This window comes from Microbacterium sp. Y355 (assembly GCF_059445345.1).
In genome coordinates, this window is the sequence record NZ_JCAIUD010000001.1 from 2774899 (window position 1) to 2792768 (window position 17870).

At 63.1% G+C, this 17870-nt stretch carries 15 protein-coding genes and 1 riboswitch; of the genes, 7 read left to right on the forward strand and 8 right to left on the reverse strand.

What is annotated here, in order from left to right; translation table 11 throughout:
- Nucleotides 1-6: 6 nt before the first annotated feature.
- Both AC1C2O_RS13395 and AC1C2O_RS13400 read right to left on the reverse strand, forming a co-directional pair.
- Entirely contained in the window at nt 7-636 is a 630-nt protein-coding gene (locus tag AC1C2O_RS13395; RefSeq protein WP_495430932.1) for a response regulator transcription factor, read from the reverse strand.
- Nucleotides 637-677: 41 nt separating this feature from the next.
- Complete coding sequence (locus tag AC1C2O_RS13400) at nt 678-1325, reverse strand: AraC-like ligand-binding domain-containing protein (RefSeq protein ID WP_495430933.1); 648 nt, start codon at nt 1323-1325, stop codon at nt 678-680.
- A 256-nt stretch (nt 1326-1581) separates the two neighbouring features.
- Between AC1C2O_RS13400 and AC1C2O_RS13405 the strand changes: the two genes are divergently transcribed.
- The 4 genes from AC1C2O_RS13405 to AC1C2O_RS13420 all read left to right on the forward strand — a co-directional run bounded on the left by AC1C2O_RS13405 (nt 1582) and on the right by AC1C2O_RS13420 (nt 10038).
- Entirely contained in the window at nt 1582-3156 is a 1575-nt protein-coding gene (locus AC1C2O_RS13405) for a helix-turn-helix transcriptional regulator (RefSeq protein ID WP_495430934.1), read from the forward strand.
- Between the two features lie 281 nt (nt 3157-3437).
- Nucleotides 3438-8516: a DUF7927 domain-containing protein gene (locus tag AC1C2O_RS13410; RefSeq protein ID WP_495430935.1), complete on the forward strand. Its 5079-nt coding sequence runs from the start codon at nt 3438-3440 to the stop codon at nt 8514-8516.
- Nucleotides 8517-8644: 128 nt separating this feature from the next.
- Complete coding sequence (locus tag AC1C2O_RS13415; RefSeq protein WP_495430936.1) at nt 8645-9067, forward strand: hypothetical protein; 423 nt, start codon at nt 8645-8647, stop codon at nt 9065-9067.
- Nucleotides 9068-9174: 107 nt separating this feature from the next.
- Nucleotides 9175-10038 (forward strand): alpha/beta fold hydrolase, encoded by an 864-nt coding sequence (locus AC1C2O_RS13420; RefSeq protein WP_495430937.1) that lies wholly within the window; start codon nt 9175-9177, stop codon nt 10036-10038.
- Here the strand turns inward: AC1C2O_RS13420 and AC1C2O_RS13425 are convergent.
- Nucleotides 10035-10388 (reverse strand): hypothetical protein, encoded by a 354-nt coding sequence (locus AC1C2O_RS13425; RefSeq protein WP_495430938.1) that lies wholly within the window; start codon nt 10386-10388, stop codon nt 10035-10037. The two genes, AC1C2O_RS13420 and AC1C2O_RS13425, sit on opposite strands and share 4 nt — an antisense overlap.
- Before the next feature lie 65 nt (nt 10389-10453).
- Between AC1C2O_RS13425 and AC1C2O_RS13430 the strand changes: the two genes are divergently transcribed.
- Complete coding sequence (locus tag AC1C2O_RS13430; protein ID WP_495430939.1) at nt 10454-11227, forward strand: alpha/beta fold hydrolase; 774 nt, start codon at nt 10454-10456, stop codon at nt 11225-11227.
- Nucleotides 11228-11251: 24 nt separating this feature from the next.
- On the opposite strand, the gene AC1C2O_RS13435 is transcribed toward AC1C2O_RS13430, so the two are convergent.
- The 4 genes from AC1C2O_RS13435 to pnuC are packed head-to-tail and all read right to left on the reverse strand — an operon-like array spanning nt 11252 to nt 14171.
- Nucleotides 11252-11479: an RNA-binding S4 domain-containing protein gene (locus AC1C2O_RS13435; RefSeq protein ID WP_495430940.1), complete on the reverse strand. Its 228-nt coding sequence runs from the start codon at nt 11477-11479 to the stop codon at nt 11252-11254.
- Nucleotides 11480-11533: 54 nt separating this feature from the next.
- Nucleotides 11534-12490, reverse strand: a complete 957-nt coding sequence (zapE, locus tag AC1C2O_RS13440; RefSeq protein ID WP_495430941.1) for a cell division protein ZapE — start codon at nt 12488-12490, stop codon at nt 11534-11536.
- A gap of 20 nt (nt 12491-12510) precedes the next feature.
- Complete coding sequence (locus tag AC1C2O_RS13445) at nt 12511-13455, reverse strand: J domain-containing protein (RefSeq protein ID WP_495430942.1); 945 nt, start codon at nt 13453-13455, stop codon at nt 12511-12513.
- Entirely contained in the window at nt 13455-14171 is a 717-nt protein-coding gene (gene pnuC / locus AC1C2O_RS13450; RefSeq protein ID WP_495431738.1) for a nicotinamide riboside transporter PnuC, read from the reverse strand. The genes AC1C2O_RS13445 and pnuC overlap by 1 nt, the downstream gene beginning before the upstream one ends.
- A 73-nt stretch (nt 14172-14244) precedes the next feature.
- Nucleotides 14245-14373, reverse strand: a riboswitch (FMN riboswitch).
- A 136-nt stretch (nt 14374-14509) separates the two neighbouring features.
- Here pnuC and AC1C2O_RS13455 point away from each other — a divergent pair.
- Both AC1C2O_RS13455 and AC1C2O_RS13460 read left to right on the forward strand, forming a co-directional pair.
- Entirely contained in the window at nt 14510-15238 is a 729-nt protein-coding gene (locus AC1C2O_RS13455) for a hypothetical protein (protein WP_495430943.1), read from the forward strand.
- A 110-nt stretch (nt 15239-15348) separates the two neighbouring features.
- Nucleotides 15349-15780 (forward strand): pyridoxamine 5'-phosphate oxidase family protein, encoded by a 432-nt coding sequence (locus AC1C2O_RS13460; protein ID WP_495430944.1) that lies wholly within the window; start codon nt 15349-15351, stop codon nt 15778-15780.
- 116 nt (nt 15781-15896) lie between these two features.
- Here AC1C2O_RS13460 and AC1C2O_RS13465 read toward each other — a convergent pair whose 3' ends face one another.
- Nucleotides 15897-17777: an HNH endonuclease signature motif containing protein gene (locus AC1C2O_RS13465; RefSeq protein WP_495430945.1), complete on the reverse strand. Its 1881-nt coding sequence runs from the start codon at nt 17775-17777 to the stop codon at nt 15897-15899.
- Nucleotides 17778-17870: the final 93 nt, after the last annotated feature.

Sequence of the window (17870 nt, forward strand, 5' to 3'; positions counted from 1 at the left end):
CCAGGATCAGCGGAGCAGTCCGAGCTCGACGGAGAGGACAACGGCCTGGGTGCGATTGCTTGCGCCCAGCTTTGAGAGAAGGTGCTCGATGTGCGTGGCCACCGTGCGACGCGTGATCTGCAATGCGTCCGCGATCTTCGGATTGGTCCATCCAAGGGAGATCAGAGCGAGCACCTCTTGCTCTCGAGGAGTCAACGACATTCTCGTGCCAGTGATCATCGCGGTCACCGCGGCTTCGATCTCTTTGCGGGCGTGATCGAGTGCCTGGAGATCTGCATCCGAGAAGACTTCTGTATGCGTCGCGTTCATGTGCAGCGTGCCGACCGGGCGCTCGCCGCTTCGGAGCAGGAACGAGACCCCTTGTGTGTATCCGGCGAGGATGAGATGGTCGCGCGCCGTTGCCGTCTCCCGAAAGCTCGGCATTTTCGACCAATCGATGATCTCATCGGGGGTCTCTGAGGCCACTTGGAATTCCGGGCTGCGCGGGATGAAGTATTCCAAACCGTGCGCCACATGGGATGCTTCCATCCCGACGTTGTAAATCGGAACATCGGATTCCGAGGGGTTCGGCCGCGCGGTGACGAGAAGCGCGGCGAAAGGCACCTGTCCTCGCAGCTCGATTACGGCCTCGAGCATCAATTCACGAGGCCTTTTGGGCGCAAAGTTGTGGCTGTCGTTCACGGGGACTTGGGCGAAACGCTAGAGGCGCGGTTGCTGCCCGCGCGGGTGAGAGCGCAGTACATCTGCTTTGCAGAGGAGAATCCGGCGCGGTCGGCCGTCTCTGAAGCCGTCAGGATCTCGGCGCTACCCGCTTCATCGAGAGCCCCGGCAACGAGATGTTCCAGTGAGATGCCGAGGTGTCGCCGAGCTGACTCTGTGGCCGGTAAGGATTCGTTGAGGACGGAGTTGGTCATCGACAGGAGTGCTCGCTGTGACGCATTGTGCAGTCGGATCGGTTCGTGAAATCGAAAGCGTGAATGACCAGCTCGCAAGAACGTCGGCTCGAAGTACCAGACAAAGCGCGCGGTCTCGGCGAGCGTTCGAGCGTTCGTTGGTGCTTCGCCGTCGAGCAGGATGAGGGAGCCGGCCTCGGTTTCGATGGGAGAGCCGTCGACGTCGAACTCGAACCCGCCTTCGACCGTGTACACCAGGTAGGTGAGGTTCGGCGCGGCGGAGAGGTCGTATCCCGCAGAGTTGGACCATGCCCGGCCGATGCCGAATCTTGGATGTTGCATGGTGTCGGCGACGAGCCCTGGGTCGATAGCGCCTCGAGGCTGCCATCCGAAATCATTACAGTTCTCGGCGGCAACCGCACCCATCGGCATCGTGAATGAACTCCATTTTCTGCAGCCAGCGCGGTCATTTCCTGCGCCATTTGGAATGGCGGGCGAACCGGCGCTCCGAAGGCGGTTGTCTTCTTATCGGTACGTTTCAACTCACGACGCTACTCGGTCCTACACCCGCATCGGCCATCTGACCGAGAGACATTTAGCGAATCGGTGTGTACCGTTACCAATTGTCTCTGGGGAGCTGTTTTCAGATGGGAGAAACAGGAAGCGGAATGCACATGCAGGCACCCCAATGACGTCCGCGTGCGAGGAGCGCCGTCATCCGCGACACGCGGACGATGTGGTGGTGGATGTGGGCGCGGTCGCCGATGCCGTCGAAAGGAAATCCTGGGACCAGGTCGACGATCTGCTCAATGAGAACTTCTACAGGTACCTGCTGACGGACCGCGAATCACTTCGACGAGCGCTCTCACAGCTCCCCCGCGATTGGTTCGCTGAATACCGGCGCCATCGGCTGACAAGGGAAATCGCCTTCTCCAGTGGTGTCATGCGATCGCTCAGCGACAAGGCTCAACGCGACTTCATCGACTGGGTCCGGACGCAGGAACGGCCCGCCACACGCGACCTGATCGTCGTGCAGGCGTTGGAATTGCGCCGAATGCTCGTCGCTGACAGATACCAGCGCGCTGCGACGAAGGCAGACGACATTCACGAGATGGCGGAACTCGCTTCCGACACCGACGGATTCCACGAGGTGCTTCCGGCTGTTCTGCTGCACACAGGCCAGAGCAAACTGCACATTGGCGATCTGTCCGCGGCGTCTGAAGCATTCACACGGGCACATCGGTGGGCCAATTCTCGCGGCGTACATCCCCACGACAGATACATCCGAAGTCATCTCGCTCTCATCGACGCGCTTCACGGTGACTTCGTCCTCGCACGTGCGTGGCTTCGTCCGTCAGTCGAAGGCGATCAGGCCGATGAGGGCGCCCTCAACCACCACCTTGCAACAGCTGAGTTGCTCATTCGGGCCTTCGTGAGCGTTTGCAGCGATTCCGCAGAGGAAGCTGAAGCGGCACTCGATCGAGTCGCCTATGAGCAGTCAGAGAGCGACCTCTGGTGGGTCGGTGTCCACGCTCGGGCGCTGTTCGAACTCCAATGGGGAGACCCCCGGCGGGGAATCGCACGGCTCGAGCAAGCACTTCGCAACTACAGGTCAGCGAGCGCACCGGAACTCCTCGCGGGTCAGTTGCTTCGGGCTGATCTCGCTAGCCACTACCAGATGGCTGACGAGCTTGACGCGGCTGAACGGGTACTCAAAACGCCAGGTCTTGCCCGAACGCATGTTCTCATCAGGGCTGCCGAATCACGACAGTTTCTGTTGCGAGGACGCCTGGATGACGCGTTCGGCGCGCTTGACACCGATCCGGACGCCGGAAGCGGCGAAGTCGTCGCCGCCACTTCAGTGCTCCGCGCCGTTATCGAGTACGCCGATTCAGGTAAGGCGACGGAACGTACCGTGTCCAAGGCCGCGGATCAGATTCGATCATCGGGAATGACCGTTGCTTTGCAAGAAGCCAATGAACCAGTTCGGACGGATATCCTCAAACGTCTGGATGCGATTCATGCACCGACCCGGGCCCAGTATCGGTATTCCGGCGCTACCACCATTGACCTCAGTCAAAGGGAGCAACAGGTGCTTTACGCACTTGGCCGGCATGAGTCAGCCACCGCAATCGCGAACGAGCTGTATCTCTCCGTCAACACCGTGAAGACATATAAGCGCTCCCTCTACCGCAAACTGGGCGCTCGAAGCAGGGCCGAAGCGCTTGAGCATGCCGCCTCGCTCCGAGGTGCTGGCGAGTAGAACCATCCGCCGGGGTGAGCCGAGGGTGAGACCCAGGGTGAGAGCCGGGGTGGGACGAGGGTGAGTTAATGACGGCCCGAGGGTTGTTTACCCTCCCTGAGCTTTACCTGTGTGTGGCCTTTCGATTGACTCAAAAGGTCCATATGCAGCCAGGCCTCCGGCCTGGGAGGGGGGAAGCGCTCATGCGCTCACGTCAGAAATACTCCGATCAGAGATCCAGACCGTCCTGGGCGAGGAAGGTGGGATCGCTGCTCGCTACGGGTGCCTTAGTCGCCTCAGGGTTGACATTCGCCACAACCGCGTTGACCGCCGCGCCAGCACAGGCGGAAGAGAGCATCCCGGGTGTGCCCAGCGGGTTCGACACGACGTTCTTCGCCTATACGCAGGCGGGTGAAACTCTCGACATTGATTTCACTAAGGCTTTCACGGGCGGTGCCGGAGACTACGACTTCACTGTCACAGACCCCGCTGGCACCGAGGCGTGGACATGCGCGGCCCTTGCGACGGATGCGGTCGGCAGTAGCTGTGCCGTGACGGATCTTTCCGGACCAGCGGGTGTGTGGACGATCACCCAGGCAACGAGGACCGCCGACTCCGGTAGCAGCTTCGACTGGAACATCACTGTCAGTGACGCCGCTGGTGTTGCACAGACCGGTCGGGTGTGGACAGACAACTACGGTGCATATCAGACCGATAACGTGCAGACGAATGACCTCTCATACACGGTGCTCAATGACACCGGTTACCGGTACGCAGTCAACCTGTACGACTACAACGGCATCGGCTCGCGCATCATCGCCAACAGCCTTGGACTGACCGGCCCGGACGGACAGCCGCTCTACGAGTCAGGCGTCGCGTCCGGCATCAATCCGGACTTCAATGGCCCCCAGTACCGCATCTTCTTCGATGAGCCCTCTGCAGTTCTCCCCGCGACGGCGCCGTCTGCGCAGGGTGAGCTCAACGTCGCGCCGCCGCTGCTCACAGACGCTGATCTGGCCGTCGACGACCTGGCCTTCACACCGACTATGGCCAACTCCGGTTCGGGTACCTTCTCGTACTCCATCAACGAGCGCTTCTCCGGTGCGTACAACCTCCAGGTTGACACCAACGGCAACGGCTCATATGACGACGCTGTGGACCGCACTATCGCGCTCGGTGCGGACGGCACCGGCGAGTACACGTACGACTTCGACGGTCTTGACGGTGAGGGTAATCTCGTCGCTGACTGCACGCTGATGAACGCGCGCATCTTCTTTGAGAAGCTCGGCGAGATCCACCTCCTCCAGATCGATGTCGAGGCTCGTTCCGCCGGCATCGAGATCGTTCGCCTCAACGGCACAGACGCTCCGGATGACACCGTCTACTGGAACGACACCACACTCACGGGAACCAGGGTCAATACCACCCCCGTCCTTGACGGCACGGGAGGAGTGGCGAGCACCGGCGGCGTGCATGGCTGGAACAACGCCACCAACAGCTGGGGCAACAACCGCACCATCGATGACTGGGCCTATGATCCCATCGCGCTCGATGCGGGCGAGATCCAGATCGGCGGCCGCTGCCTCGACATGGAGAAGACCTCCGACGCTGACGCCGACACACGCGTGGGCGACACCGTCACCTACACCGTGATGGCGACCAACACGGGCGAACTGGACTACACCGACGAGACGCCGGCCACCTTCAGTGATGACCTCTCGGGCGTCCTCGACGACGCGACCTACAACGACGATGCCGAGGCAGACCTCGCCGGCACAGTGACATACACGGAGCCCAAGCTGTCGTGGACGGGTGCTCTCGCAGCAGGTGAAACGGTCACGCTGACCTACACGGCCACGCTTACCGCCACCGGCGATGGCGTTGTCCGCAACGTCGCGTACGGAGATACTCCCGACACTCCGACTCCGGTGTGTGATCCTGCGGACGCAGACGGCACAGATCCCGCAACGGGAATCCCGTGTGCAGAGAACGTCTTCGAGCTGCCGCGCCTGACGATCGACAAGACCGCCAGTGAGACAGAGCTTCCGGCCATCGGCACCGAGGTCACCTACACGGTGACCGCTACCAACGCCGGCCCCGGCGACTTCACGGTCGACGCTCCTGCATCCATCACGGATGACATGACCGAGGTCCTTGACGACGGCACGTACAACGACGACGCCACATCCACGGTGAACGGCACTCTCGCCTACGAAGAGCCGGAACTGACCTGGATCGGCGCTCTTGCTGCTGGTGAGTCCGTCATCCTCGAGTACACGGTGACGTACACCGGCGAAGGCGACCAGCTGCTGACGAACACCGCGTGTGTTCCCGCCGGCGACGCACTCCCCGGTACCAACCCGTGCGCGGATGTCATCATCCCCGGTGCCGCACTGAACGAGTGGAAGACCGTCGAGGCTTCGGACTCGCCGCTCGGTGAGGGTGACACTCTCACCTACACGCTCCACTTCGAGAGCATCGGTCAGATCGCAGCCCCGGTTGACGCGGTCGACAACCTGACTCACGTTCTGGACGACGCGGACGTCACGATCGAACCCACCTCCGATGGAGGCGTGACCGCTGTCCGTGACGGTGAGAACATCACCATCGCCGGCGAGGTCGCACCCGGCACGACGGCAACAGTGACCTACACCGTTACTCTCCGTTCAGATGCCGAGCGGGGGGACAACATCGCAGCGAACTTCCTGCTCGCTCCCGGTGACGTTCCTCCGACGGACCCGATCTGTGTTCCCACGGATGACGAGTTCCCGGATTGCACGGTCAACTTGATCCCCGAGCTCATCGACTCGAAGTCGGTGAACCCGGAGTCTGGCACCACGGTGGAGCCTGGTCAGGAGCTCACGTACACGCTCACGTTCGAGAACATCGGCGAGGGCGCAGGGAACATCAACCGTGTCGACGATCTGACGCACATCCTTGACGATGCTGAGGTCACGGTTGCTCCGGCATCCTCTGACGATGCTCTGACGGTGTCGGAGATCGCTGATGGTCGTTTCTCGATCACGGGTGAGCTTGCTGCGGGCCAGACGGTCACGGTGACCTACACGGTCGTTGTGAACGAGAACGACGAGCTGGGCGACACGGAGCTCGGCAACTTCCTCCTGAACCCCGAGGACCCGACCCCGGAGACTCCGGGCGAGTGTGAGCCGGGCAGTGAAGACTGCACCTACAACCCCGTTCCGCGTCTGGAGGACTCTAAGTCCGTCAACCCGGAGTCGGGCACGACAGTGGTTTCCGGTCAGGAACTCACGTACACGCTCTCCTTCGCGAACACCGGCACAGTGCCGGTGGCCGTGGATCGTGCCGATGACCTGACCCACATCCTGGATGATGCCGATGTCACGGTTGCTCCGGCATCCTCTGACGCGGCTCTGACGGTCTCGGACATCGCCGATGGTCGTTTCTCGATCACCGGTGAGCTCGCTGCCGGTCAAACGACGACCGTCACTTACACGGTCGTCGTGAAGGCGGCGGATGAGTTGGGTGACACGGAGTTGGGTAACTTCCTCCTGAACCCCGAGGATCCGACGCCGGTGACCCCGGGCGATTGCGTGCCCGGCAGTGAAGACTGCACCTACAACCCCGTTCCGCGCGTTGAGGACTCCAAGTCCGTCAACCCGGAGTCGGGTACGACGGTGGAGCCTGGGCAGGAGCTCACGTACACGCTCTCCTTCGAGAACACGGGTGCGGGTGCAGGCGCGGTCAACCGCGTCGACGACCTGACCCACATCCTCGATGACGCCACGGTCACGGTCGCGCCTGTGTCTTCGGATGCGGCGTTGACGGTGTCGGAGATCGCGGATGGTCGCTTCTCTATCACCGGCGAGTTGGCAGCTGGGCAGACGGTGACGGTCACCTACACGGTCATCGTCAACGCGAGCGACGCTCTCGGCGACATGGAGTTGGGTAACTTCCTCCTTGACCCGACGGATCCGACTCCGGTGACTCCGGGCGAGTGCGTGCCGGGCAGTGAAGACTGCACCTACAACCCGATCCCCATGGTCGTCGACTCGAAGTCGGTAACTCCGGAGTCCGGTACGACGGTGGTATCCGGTCAGGAGCTCACCTACACGCTCACGTTCGAGAACATCGGCGAAGGCGTAGCAAACATCGATCGGGCCGACGACCTGACGCACATCCTCGATGACGCCTCCGTCACCGTCGCCCCTGTGGCTTCGGACGACGCGCTGACGGTCTCGGAGATCACAGACGGTCGCTTCTTCATCACCGGCGAACTTGCCGCAGGGCAGACCGTGACGGTTACTTACACCGTTACCGTCAACGCCAGCGACGACCTGGGTGACGCGGAGTTGGGTAACTTCCTCCTGAACCCCGAGGACCCCACGCCGGAGACTCCGGACGACTGCGCACCGGGCAGTGAAGACTGCACGTACAACCCTGTTCCGCTGCTTGTGGACTCGAAGTCGGTTGACCCGGCCTCTGGTACTCCGGTGGTCGCTGATCAGGAGCTGACCTACACTCTGACGTTCCGTAATGAGGGCGCGGCTGCCGCGGATCTGCTGAAGGTTGATGACCTCGCTCATGTCCTCGACGATGCTGATGTCATTGTGGAGCCGGCGGCATCTGATGATGCTCTCACCGTGTCCCGTGATGGTGCGCGCATGAGCATTGCGGGAACGTTGCAGGCTGGTCAGGAAGTCACTGTCAGCTACACCGTCCAGGTGCGGGCGGCGGCGGATCGTGGGGATGACGTTCTCGCGAACTTCCTCTTCGCCCCCGAGGACCCGACCCCGGAGACCCCGGATGAATGTGAAGTGGGCGGTGAGGATTGCACGACGAACCCTGTGGGTGACATTGTGCCGGCGAAGACGGTTGATCCCGGTACGGGAACGACTGTCGATTCTGGTGATGAACTGACCTACACGCTCTCGTTTGAGAATGTGGGCGAAGCGAGTGCGGCCGTTGACTACACCGATTACATGGACGGTGTGCTTGATGATGCACAGCTGGTCGGGGTTGCTGAGGCCAGCGATGGTCTCTCGGTGACGGGCCCGACGGATGGTGAGTTGCACATTACGGGTGCTCTCGAGCCGGGTCAGACGGGGACTGTGACGTATACCGTGTTGGTCGCGGCATACGATCAGCAGGGCAATCATGAGCTGGCGAACTATTTGACCCTCGCGGGTCAGGAACCGGCGACCGAGTGTGTTGACACGAACCCGTTGTGCACGCTGAACCCGATTGATCCGCCGGCTCCCGGTGGGGGGTTGGCTGTCACCGGTGGGGAGATCGCCGCGTGGGTTCTCATCACCGGACTGACGCTGCTCGTTGGTGGAGGCGTTCTGCTTATGGTCCGCCGCCGACGCGAAGACAGTGTCGAGGTTGAATCGGTGAGCTGACGTTTAGTTCGTAAGGATGCTGTGCCTCTGCCCATGATCTGAGCAGAGGCACCGCATCCTTAACGCCACTTGCAACTCGGGGGCGTCATCGCCAGCCAATCTCAACCCGTGGCGGGTACCGTGACACCGTGAACACTCCTAGCCGAGTCCTTGTCGCGATTGTCGCGGGCGCATCCATGGCCCTGCTTTCGGGGTGTTCGATGGACGTCGTGCTCTGGGGACCTGACGGTGCTCGCGTCATCAACTCGACCGAGGAGCTCATCGACGCCGCATCCTCGGGCGAACAACAAACGCTTGCCTGCGAAGACTCCACGGCAGATTTTGGTGACTCGCCGGCGTGGGAGGGACTCAGCGCGGGGGAACCAGAACAGTTCAACGCTGAAACCTCCGTCGATCGGCCCTCGTTAGACGCCGCGTGGAGGATCAACCTTGAGGGATCCGCCAACGGGCATGCATCGGGTGAGGTAAGCCCGACTGATGTGTTCTATCGCGAGGCTGGCAACGGCCTTTGCGTCGCGGACGTCATTTGGCAGACGATCGATCTCGGGTAGGTTTCCGAAGGCAGACCCGCCGGCCTGGATGGTGGCTGACGTTGGGACAGTGAGGCCTCGTCCCGGCTCGCTACCCTGGGAAGTACGACGACCATGGGGAGAAGACCGTGACCGCTGACTGGAGCCGCACCGCCGAGGGTCTCGAAGTTCGCGTGCTGGAGCGCCGGGGCACACCGCTTCACTACTGGGTCGGGGGTGATCCGGAACGTCCGGCGATCGCCTTCCTGCACGGCGCGACGATGGATCACCGAATGTTCAACGCCCAGATCCCGGCGGTACTCGGCGACTACCGCGTGCTCGTCTGGGATGCGCGTGGCCATGGCCGTTCACAGCCCTTGGGGATCGAGCATCCCTCTATAGAGGACTATGTCGATGACCTGGTCGCGGTTCTCGATGACGCCGGCATCGACCGTCTCATCCTCGTGGGCCAGTCGATGGGCGCATATGTTTCGCAACACATCGTCCGCCGGCATCCCGAGCGTGTAAAAGGGCTCGTCATCGTCGGCTCGACTCCGATCGCTTTCCCCTTGAGTCGAAGTGATCACATTGCCGTGCGGTTCATGGCTCCCAGTTTCCGCTTCTGGCCCCTCGACCACCTGCGCCGTTCTATGGCGAAGGTCACCTCCATTCGAGAGAAAGTGCAGGCCTACGCACTCGACGCCATGGGCTTGATCGGGCGGCGTGATCTGGTCCGCATCTTCGCTGCCGTCGCGACAGCCGTGCGTCGGGACGGGTATCCCGACTTCCGGGTCGATGTGCCCTTTTTGCTCACTCATGGCGAGAGTGACGGGACCGGGAACATCCGAAAGGATGGCCCGAGTTGGGCTGCGAGCGATCCTCGGATCGATTACGTCGTGATTCCGGATGCCGGCCACAACGCGAACCAGGACAATGCGCAGGTCTTCAATCGGGAACTGCTCCGATTCTTGACAGTCCACGGTGGCGCGGCGCCTGCGGGACGCCACTCTTAGTTGTTGAGACCCAGACCCTGCAGCAGTGTCGTCAGTGCATTTCCGATGCCGTATGCCGCGAAGGACGTGACAACGATCGCGATAAGTGCGTTGGCGAGAATGGCGCCGATGCTCAAACGCCGCATGATCGATGCAATTAGGAGGCTGACCACAGTAGCGATCGCGATCGTCTGTCCCGCAACCACGGCAAAGGCCATCCGCACGTATGCCTCGGCATCCGGTGTTTCAGCGCTCGTGGTGAGAATCGCAAGGGTTGAGGGTATGAGAACCACACCGACGATGAGCACTCCAAAGACTGGCCAGGTACCTTGCCGCTTCTGAACGGCAGGTGCGTCAGTCGTCGTGGTCATGCTCTTCACCCTACTGACGGCCCCACACCCTTGCCAGTGTCGGTGGATCGTGGTTTCTTGGTGGCATGAATACAACGACCTCTGCCGACGGGATCACGATCGCCTTCGAGCAAGTGGGGGAAGGGCCGACCATCGTTATTGTGGGCGGTGCCTTCTCATTGGCTACCGATGGCGGGGCGCTCGCGAGCGCCCTTGTGGACGTAGGCTTCCGAGCTGTCACGGTAGACAGACGTGCTCGAGGGGCAAGCGGCGACAGGCGAGGGTCATCGCCCGAGGACGAAGCCAATGATCTTGCCGCCGTGATTGAAGCGGTCGGTGGCGACGCGATCGTGCTCGGACACTCATCCGGCGCCGTACTCGCCCTCTTCGCAGCCTCCAGAGGAGTTCCGATCCGCTCACTCTTTCTCTCAGAGCCGCCGTTCCGATTCGGCAATGACGAGCCCGCCGCAGATCTTCCCCAGCGTCTGCAGAAGCTTGTTGACGATGGCAAGAGCGACGAAGCGGTGGTCACGTTCCAACTCGAAGGAGTGGGGTTGCCACAAGAGATGGTGCAAGCGATCCGGCAGAGCGATCAGTTCCCCGCATTGGTGCCGCTCGCGCAGTCGACGGTATACGACGCGAAGTTGACGGCGCAGGTCTCGACGCCCACGGCGGAGATGTTGTCGGTGTCGCAGCCGGTCACGATCCTGCGAGGTGAGCAGACCTTCCCCATCCTTGCTACGGCAGCAGATCGGCTCGCAACTGAGATGCACGGAGCAGAGCTCGTGATCGTCCCGGAATCGATCATGCACAGGCTTGATCCCGGCGCGACTGCCAGGGCGGTGCGGGAGCGCGTCTGATGATCGCGCGCCGAACGTCGATCCTCAGGGGCGAACGCGAACCGTGCGCCCCTCGAATTCGACGAGGTCGCCGTCGTGTAGCTGGCGTCCTCGGCGGCGCTCTTCCTCGCCGTTGACGGTCACATACCCGTCGATGATGACCTCCTTGGCGTCGCCACCGGAGTCGAGCAGCCCGGAGAACTTGAGGAACTGTCCGAGGCGGATCATCTCTCCGCCGATGGAGATGTCGTCGATCGGGTCAGCATTCGTCATTCCTTGATGCTAATCGCGTTCGCGTCAGCGGGCGACGTTCACAACCGGTGGCGATCAGTGCCGGAGCAGCTGCAGCCTGCTCACCATCCGGAAGGCATCCGGCCTGGTCGTGGCTCCGGAGAGGAAGTCCGCCAGAGCGTGCGTTGACACGAACGTCGTCGGCACGTCGAGATCTGCAATCACGTCGATCACGTTGATGAAGCGCTGTTGTGCTTCACGGTCGACATCCGCGAAGCCGGGTACATCCGTCACGACCCAGCGCGGGTGGATGCGCGCCCACTCCAGATACTCGATCGTCGAGGTCGGCGTCCCGCAGAGCTGATGGAACGAGATCCAAAGCTCGTTATCGCGGATGGCGAGCACGGGGAAGTCTCTGTCGCGCACGTGCGAGAGGGTCGCCTCGTCAGCGGTTGGGGCGGGCGCGGGTGGGGTTCGTGTCCAACTGCCCGATGCGAACCCGCTCGAGTGGGAGTGAGGGACGGCGCGGTAATCGGTGGGGCCGGCGAGTTCGAACGCCTGCATGTGCTGCGTGATGAGCGCGATGCCCGGCTCGAACATGTGGTGCCAGGTCGGGTTCGGTAGCAGATCGACGGGAGCATAGTTCGAGGTGGCGAGCACGATCAGATCCTGCGGGAACACGTGTTCCAACAGTCGGGTGAGCAGCCGGGCATCACCAGAGTCATGAACGTGGAACTCGTCGAAGAACAGCACGCGGGCGTCGCCGACGATGTCGTCGATTGCGCTCTCGACGGCATCCTGCTCGTCTCGACGGCGATGGATGCTGCGGTGCAGAGCATCAAGGAACCCATGGAAGTGCACGCGGGTTTTTCTGCGCGTCGGCATCGCGTCGAAGAAAGCGTTCGCGATCCAGGACTTCCCCCGCCCTGCCGGGCCGTGGATGAATAGGCTGCCGTCCGCGCGGGTGACCCGTGCGAGCTCTGCGACCAGCTCGCGCTGTGCGTCGTCGAGCGCGAACCCGGATGCCGTGGCCTTCGCCTCGACTGCGGTCATGAGTTTGGTCGACCCGATGTTCACACGAACCGCACCGTGTGCTGCAGCCGAGTCCGCACATCGAACAGCTCGTTCCCGCCGATGTCGCGTGCTCCGGGGACGCCACGGCGCAACACTGTGTGCAGTGCGCTGCGGCGTACGACGACGACGGGTGTGCCGCGGATTTTTCCGAGTGTCGTGATCGCCTGATCCAGGTCGTCGTCTGGGAGGACGATGATCGCACCGCCGAAGCGGACGCGTGCGGCTCGTGCGATGACACGCATGCGCGCGAGGAGGGCTGCGATGGGTGCGTCTCCATCGACGGACCGGGCAAGGATCTCTCCGCGCCGGAATCGAACGATCTCGCCGAAGTCCTCCGAGAGCACGCCGTACAGGCCGGACGGACTGAGGATGACGTGGTCAAGCTTGTCGCCTGCGCCCTCGCCGGCGGCCACATCGTGCCACACGGTGAATCCCATGCCGAGGTCGGACACCGTGCGTGCGGTCTCTTCTTCGGCGAGAGCGTCCGCAAGCATGCGGCGCAGCTCGCGCGGCATGGAGCGCACGAGCGCCGGGTCATAGGGGTCGGGGACGTCGACGCCGTGGCCAGCCCACTCACGGATCAGCGTCAGATAGCGCTCGCGACGCCAGCCGCCCGGATGCCCGTATGACCGTGCCCGCGGACGGGTATCGGTGCGCGAGGCTTGGGCCCGCCAGCCGCTCCAGTTCTGATCCTGGCTTTGTCCCGGAGACGCCGGATTCGCGGCACCGAAGCCGTGCCCGCGGTCGTACGAGGCGCGCCTCTCGACGGAGCCGATGAGTTCCCAGGCGCGTTGCACTTGGATGAACTCCGCCGCGTCGCCGCCGGTGTCTGGATGCGTCTGCCGCAGCCTCAAGCGATACGCCCGTCGCAGATCGTCGTCATTCGCCGCGGGGTCGACACCGAGCACCTCGTAGGCCGAGGCGGAAAGCGGGCTGTCGAACATCACTCACTATTGTCCCCCGGTGAAACCACCCGGGGATCCGGCATGAGTGTGTCGATCTTCGGCTTGGCATTCGCCTGCGCCCGTGCCCACACGACGAAGCCGATCGCAGTGAAGATGCCGTAGAACACGTACATGAACCCGGTGGCGTAGTAGCCGGAGCTGAACAGCAGCGGTACACCGACCACATCGACGGCAATCCAGATCAGCCAGAACTCCGTCCAGCCCTTGGCCATGCCGTAGGTCGCGAGCAACGAGCCGACGAAGGTCCAGGCATCCGCCCAGACCGGCTCGTACGATCCGAGCACGCGGAACAGGGGAGTGAGCGCCACGGTGCCGAGCACCAGAACGAGCACGAGTCCAACGCGAGCGCTGTTCGGCGCCCAGCGCGGCGTCACCTGCCCGCCGTCGGCCTTTGCCTGACGCCAGCGGTTCCAGCCGTAGATCGCGACCGCAATGAACATCACTTGGCGTCCGGCCTGCCCGAGCAGGTTCGGCAGCGAGTGATCGGGGTTGAGAATCGACCCGAGGAAAACCGTGAGCAGCAGCAGGTTGCCGACGATGCCCACCGGCCACGCCCAGATCTTGCGCCGCATGCCGCCGAGAGCGCTGGCCAAGCCGAAGACGTTGCCCACGACTTCGCGAATCAGCAGGGTCTGCCCGCCGGGCAGTATCCACTGCGAGTTGAAGGCGTCGACCAGCCAGTGCAGGAAGTCCATGATTCTCCATTCGGCTGCGATGCCGCCGAGGGAGCGTGAGGACAGCTGCATGCGTCGCCGCATGCAGTCCACCCGTGTGCTTCTTCCATCCAGACTTTGACTGTCGGTACCGGAATTTCACCGGTTCAGCCTCAGCCCCGGAGGGCTTCGGGTCGCGGACTATGACCGCCGGTTCGGAATTTCACCGACCCCGGAGCACGTGTGTGTTCATTCGGAAGAATACCTGAGGATGGATGCTGCGCCGACTCTTCCTGCACTGTTTTGACCTCATGCGAGGTTGTACACGGATCGTGGATTTCTCCCGATTGTTGGTCGCGTGGTGGCGCAACGATGGCGGTATGACAGACCACGACACCCTGCGGGGTGAGAGCCTCATCCACCTTCCCTTCGTCTCGGCCGAGGACAGCGACGAGCTGGCCGAGTTGCTGTTGGGCTTCGTCGACGACCTGCCTGAATTCGGTTTCGTCGTGCCGACGAGACACATCGGATCGACTGTGCGACGGTTCGACGAGTACGGACCCACAGCCTTCGCGATTCCGCTCGTCGAGACGATCCTCGACGCAGAACTGCCGCGACCGAGCGACCTTGAGCTTCGCGCGCAGCTCATTCTCGTCAGTGATTTCGCCACGGTCCCCGAGACGGTGGCGACGCAGATCGCCTTCGGGCGCCGAGCGGGTGAGCAGGTCCTTCGCAAACATGGGCGATTCATCGAGGGCGCGCGCCGAGATGGGGCGTCCTTGGATGAGTATGTGCTCGGGCTCGACCGAATGGATGCCATTCCGAAGGACCGTACATACCGACTCTTTCGAGGCGAGTCGGTCGAGATACCTGATGCGGAGCGAATGCAACGTGGCATCGAATTCCTGCGCATGACGGTGGCATCCATGCCGGAGTCATTCCGTGCGCCGTTGCTCAGCGCGCTTGCCTGGTTGCATTGGGCGAGCGGGCAGCGTGCGATCGCGATGGCCTACCTCGCCGACGCGACGCGCGTCGAGCCGGACAACATCCTTGCTAATGGCTTGATCGCGTTCTTCGCCTCGACGACGCCGGAGTGGTTGGGGGTGTGACTCGGTACAGGCTTCGAGCATTGCGCCGTCGTGCGTGGAACGAACCATGATGGTCTTCCTCGGGCTTGCCCGCTGATATCTCGATCGAGCGCCATCGGTATGGTGTTCGGATGGATCTCGCCCAACTGATCGAGTACGTCCGCGAGCAACGCGCCGGCGTGATCTCGACGCTCGGGGGTGACGGCCGACCGCAGGCGGCATACCTTCCGATCGCGGCGACTGACGTTGGCGAACTCGTCTTCGACGCGAAACCCGACTCGCGCAAGATCGCAAACATCCGGCGTGACGCACGCCTCGCTGCTGTCGTCGGTGGGGTGGACGGGACGACCCTCCAGGTCGAGGGTTCCGCGGACCTTCCCGAGGGAGACGACCTCGAGCGCTGCCGCACCGAGTATCTTCGCGCCTTCCCCGAGTTCACCCAGTCGCTGCATAGCGGAACAGCCGTGGTGGTACGAGTGCAGCTCACCTGGGCAAGGTTCGGTGATTTCCGAGCGGATAATCCGGTCGTCGCGGAAGTGCCACTCTTCTCAAAACGCGAGTGACCGGCATCTTGATCGTGCTCGTGGGCGCTCGTGGGTGGTCATGATCGTGGGAGATCGTGCCCGCGGCGCGGAGGCAGATGTGGCACGTGCCGCATGTGCAGCTCAACAGTCCACCGTCACCAGGCACTCCACGCGCGGTCGCGTTCGGTGTCAATGGCTTCGTCGACGGCGGTGTAGTTGAGGTGTGGCGATCGCCAGCGCGCGTAGGGGTCCCACCAGTTCGGCCCACGGATTTCGGGCATGCCGTTGCGCATCCGGATGAGCCAGATGTTTTCGTCGAGGGTGCGGTGGTGATGCCAGCACAGGGGTACCCCGTTGCTGGTGTGGGTCGGCCCACCCAGGGCATGGTCGGTCACATGGTGGATTTCGCACCATTCTGCACGGATATCGCACCCGGGGATGAGGCATTGTCGGTCTCGGAGCACGATCGCGCGGCGTTGGCGGGCGTTGAAGATCCGCGCGGTGGTGCTGATCCCCACGATCGCACCGTGTTCATCGAACAGTACGCGTTCGATGCCGCCTGCGCATGCGGCGTGGTCGGCGGCCCCGAGGGGGACGTCGTATCCGGCACCCTCGACCGTGGCGCGGCCGGTGCGGTGGACGTAGTCGTCGGCGCTGACCGAGACGACGAGGGTTGGTGCAGCACCACCCAACGTGGGCATGCCATCGGATGCCGCAGCGACCATGATGATGCTCGCGAACGCGTCATGCCGTTTCTGCGCATGCGTGCGAAGATCAGCCGTCCCCGACGCGGGTGACGCGGCTTTGTGGTCCGGGAGACCGTCGCCGCGGCCGGAGAGATCATCATTCTCCCTGGCGGGCGCGGTTCCGGGTGCCGTGCTGTACTTGGCGGCGAAGCGGTCACGGTCATCAGCGGCACCGTCGTCGTCTGCGCGGTCTTCGCCGGCGTCGCCGTTGCGGTCGGAATCCCCGTCGCCGGCAACTCTGTCGCTGGCACCTCCGTCGTCTGCATCGACATCGTCGGCACTGGCATCTGCATCGTCGCCGGCATGGCCCGCGTGGGCGTTGTCCTCGTCTGCACGGTCGTCGCCTGCACGGTCGTCGTCGGAACCTCCGTGGCCGGAACCCTCGTCGTCGACACTGTCGTCGCCGGAGCGCCCGTCGTCGGTGCCACCGTCACCGTCACCGTCCTCGGACGGCCGGAATCGTACCGCGCCTCCCACACTGGCCTCGTCATCGACTTTGGGGTTCATCAGACTGTCGAAGAGTTTCTGCAACTGCGCCGCGACCTCGGGGAGCAGCTCACCACGCACGGGCACGGATCCGTCCCGGAGCCGCCCGATCGTGAAGTACCGGCGGCGCTTGCCTGCCCGGTCTTTCGGCTCCGCACCGTCCGGGTCGAGCCGGTGGATGATGTGCGCGGTCAGTCCCGCCAGCTCATCCGTTGTGGGAGCGGGTGCCCGCTCATCATCGGCGCCGTCAGTCGCCACATCATCGGCGGCATCCACCCCATCCAACGGCACCCCACGCGCGAAGCGTGCGAGTACGGCATCTGCCGCCAACCGATCCGCCGCCCCCAGGCGCCTGGCCTTCAGTAACGGTGTCGTGCAGGCCAGGAACCCACTCAACGACATCACCCCATCGGCCAACGCGGCCGACAACTCCGGGAACGCCCCCGGCAGCAACTCGCCAGAAGTAATGTCCAGATCCCGGTGCACCGCCGCCACCGCCGAGACATATCGCCGGGCGGCGTGCCCATCCACCAGCAGTGTGCGTCGGAGGAGTTCGGCGGCGTCCCGGCATCCGAGTTGTGTCGTCAACCTCGCGTCGCGTTCGCACTGGTCCCGCTCGACCACCCGGTCTGTCGCTTCAACGATCGCACCATCCACCCGCCGTTGAATACTGCCGAGCGCCTGCACGATGCCCAACAGTTCACCATCATCGACGAGCCGTATCCCGCCACGTGCCGCAGAAGCAGACATCGCATCGGCCAACTGCCGATCGATGCTCTCCAACTCCTGCACAAGCGATGTCATACCTCCATTCAACCGCAGGCCACAGACATTCATCCATCGGATAAACCGCAGATCAGAGGCCATTCAGAAACCGTGGATAACCCCACAAACCCG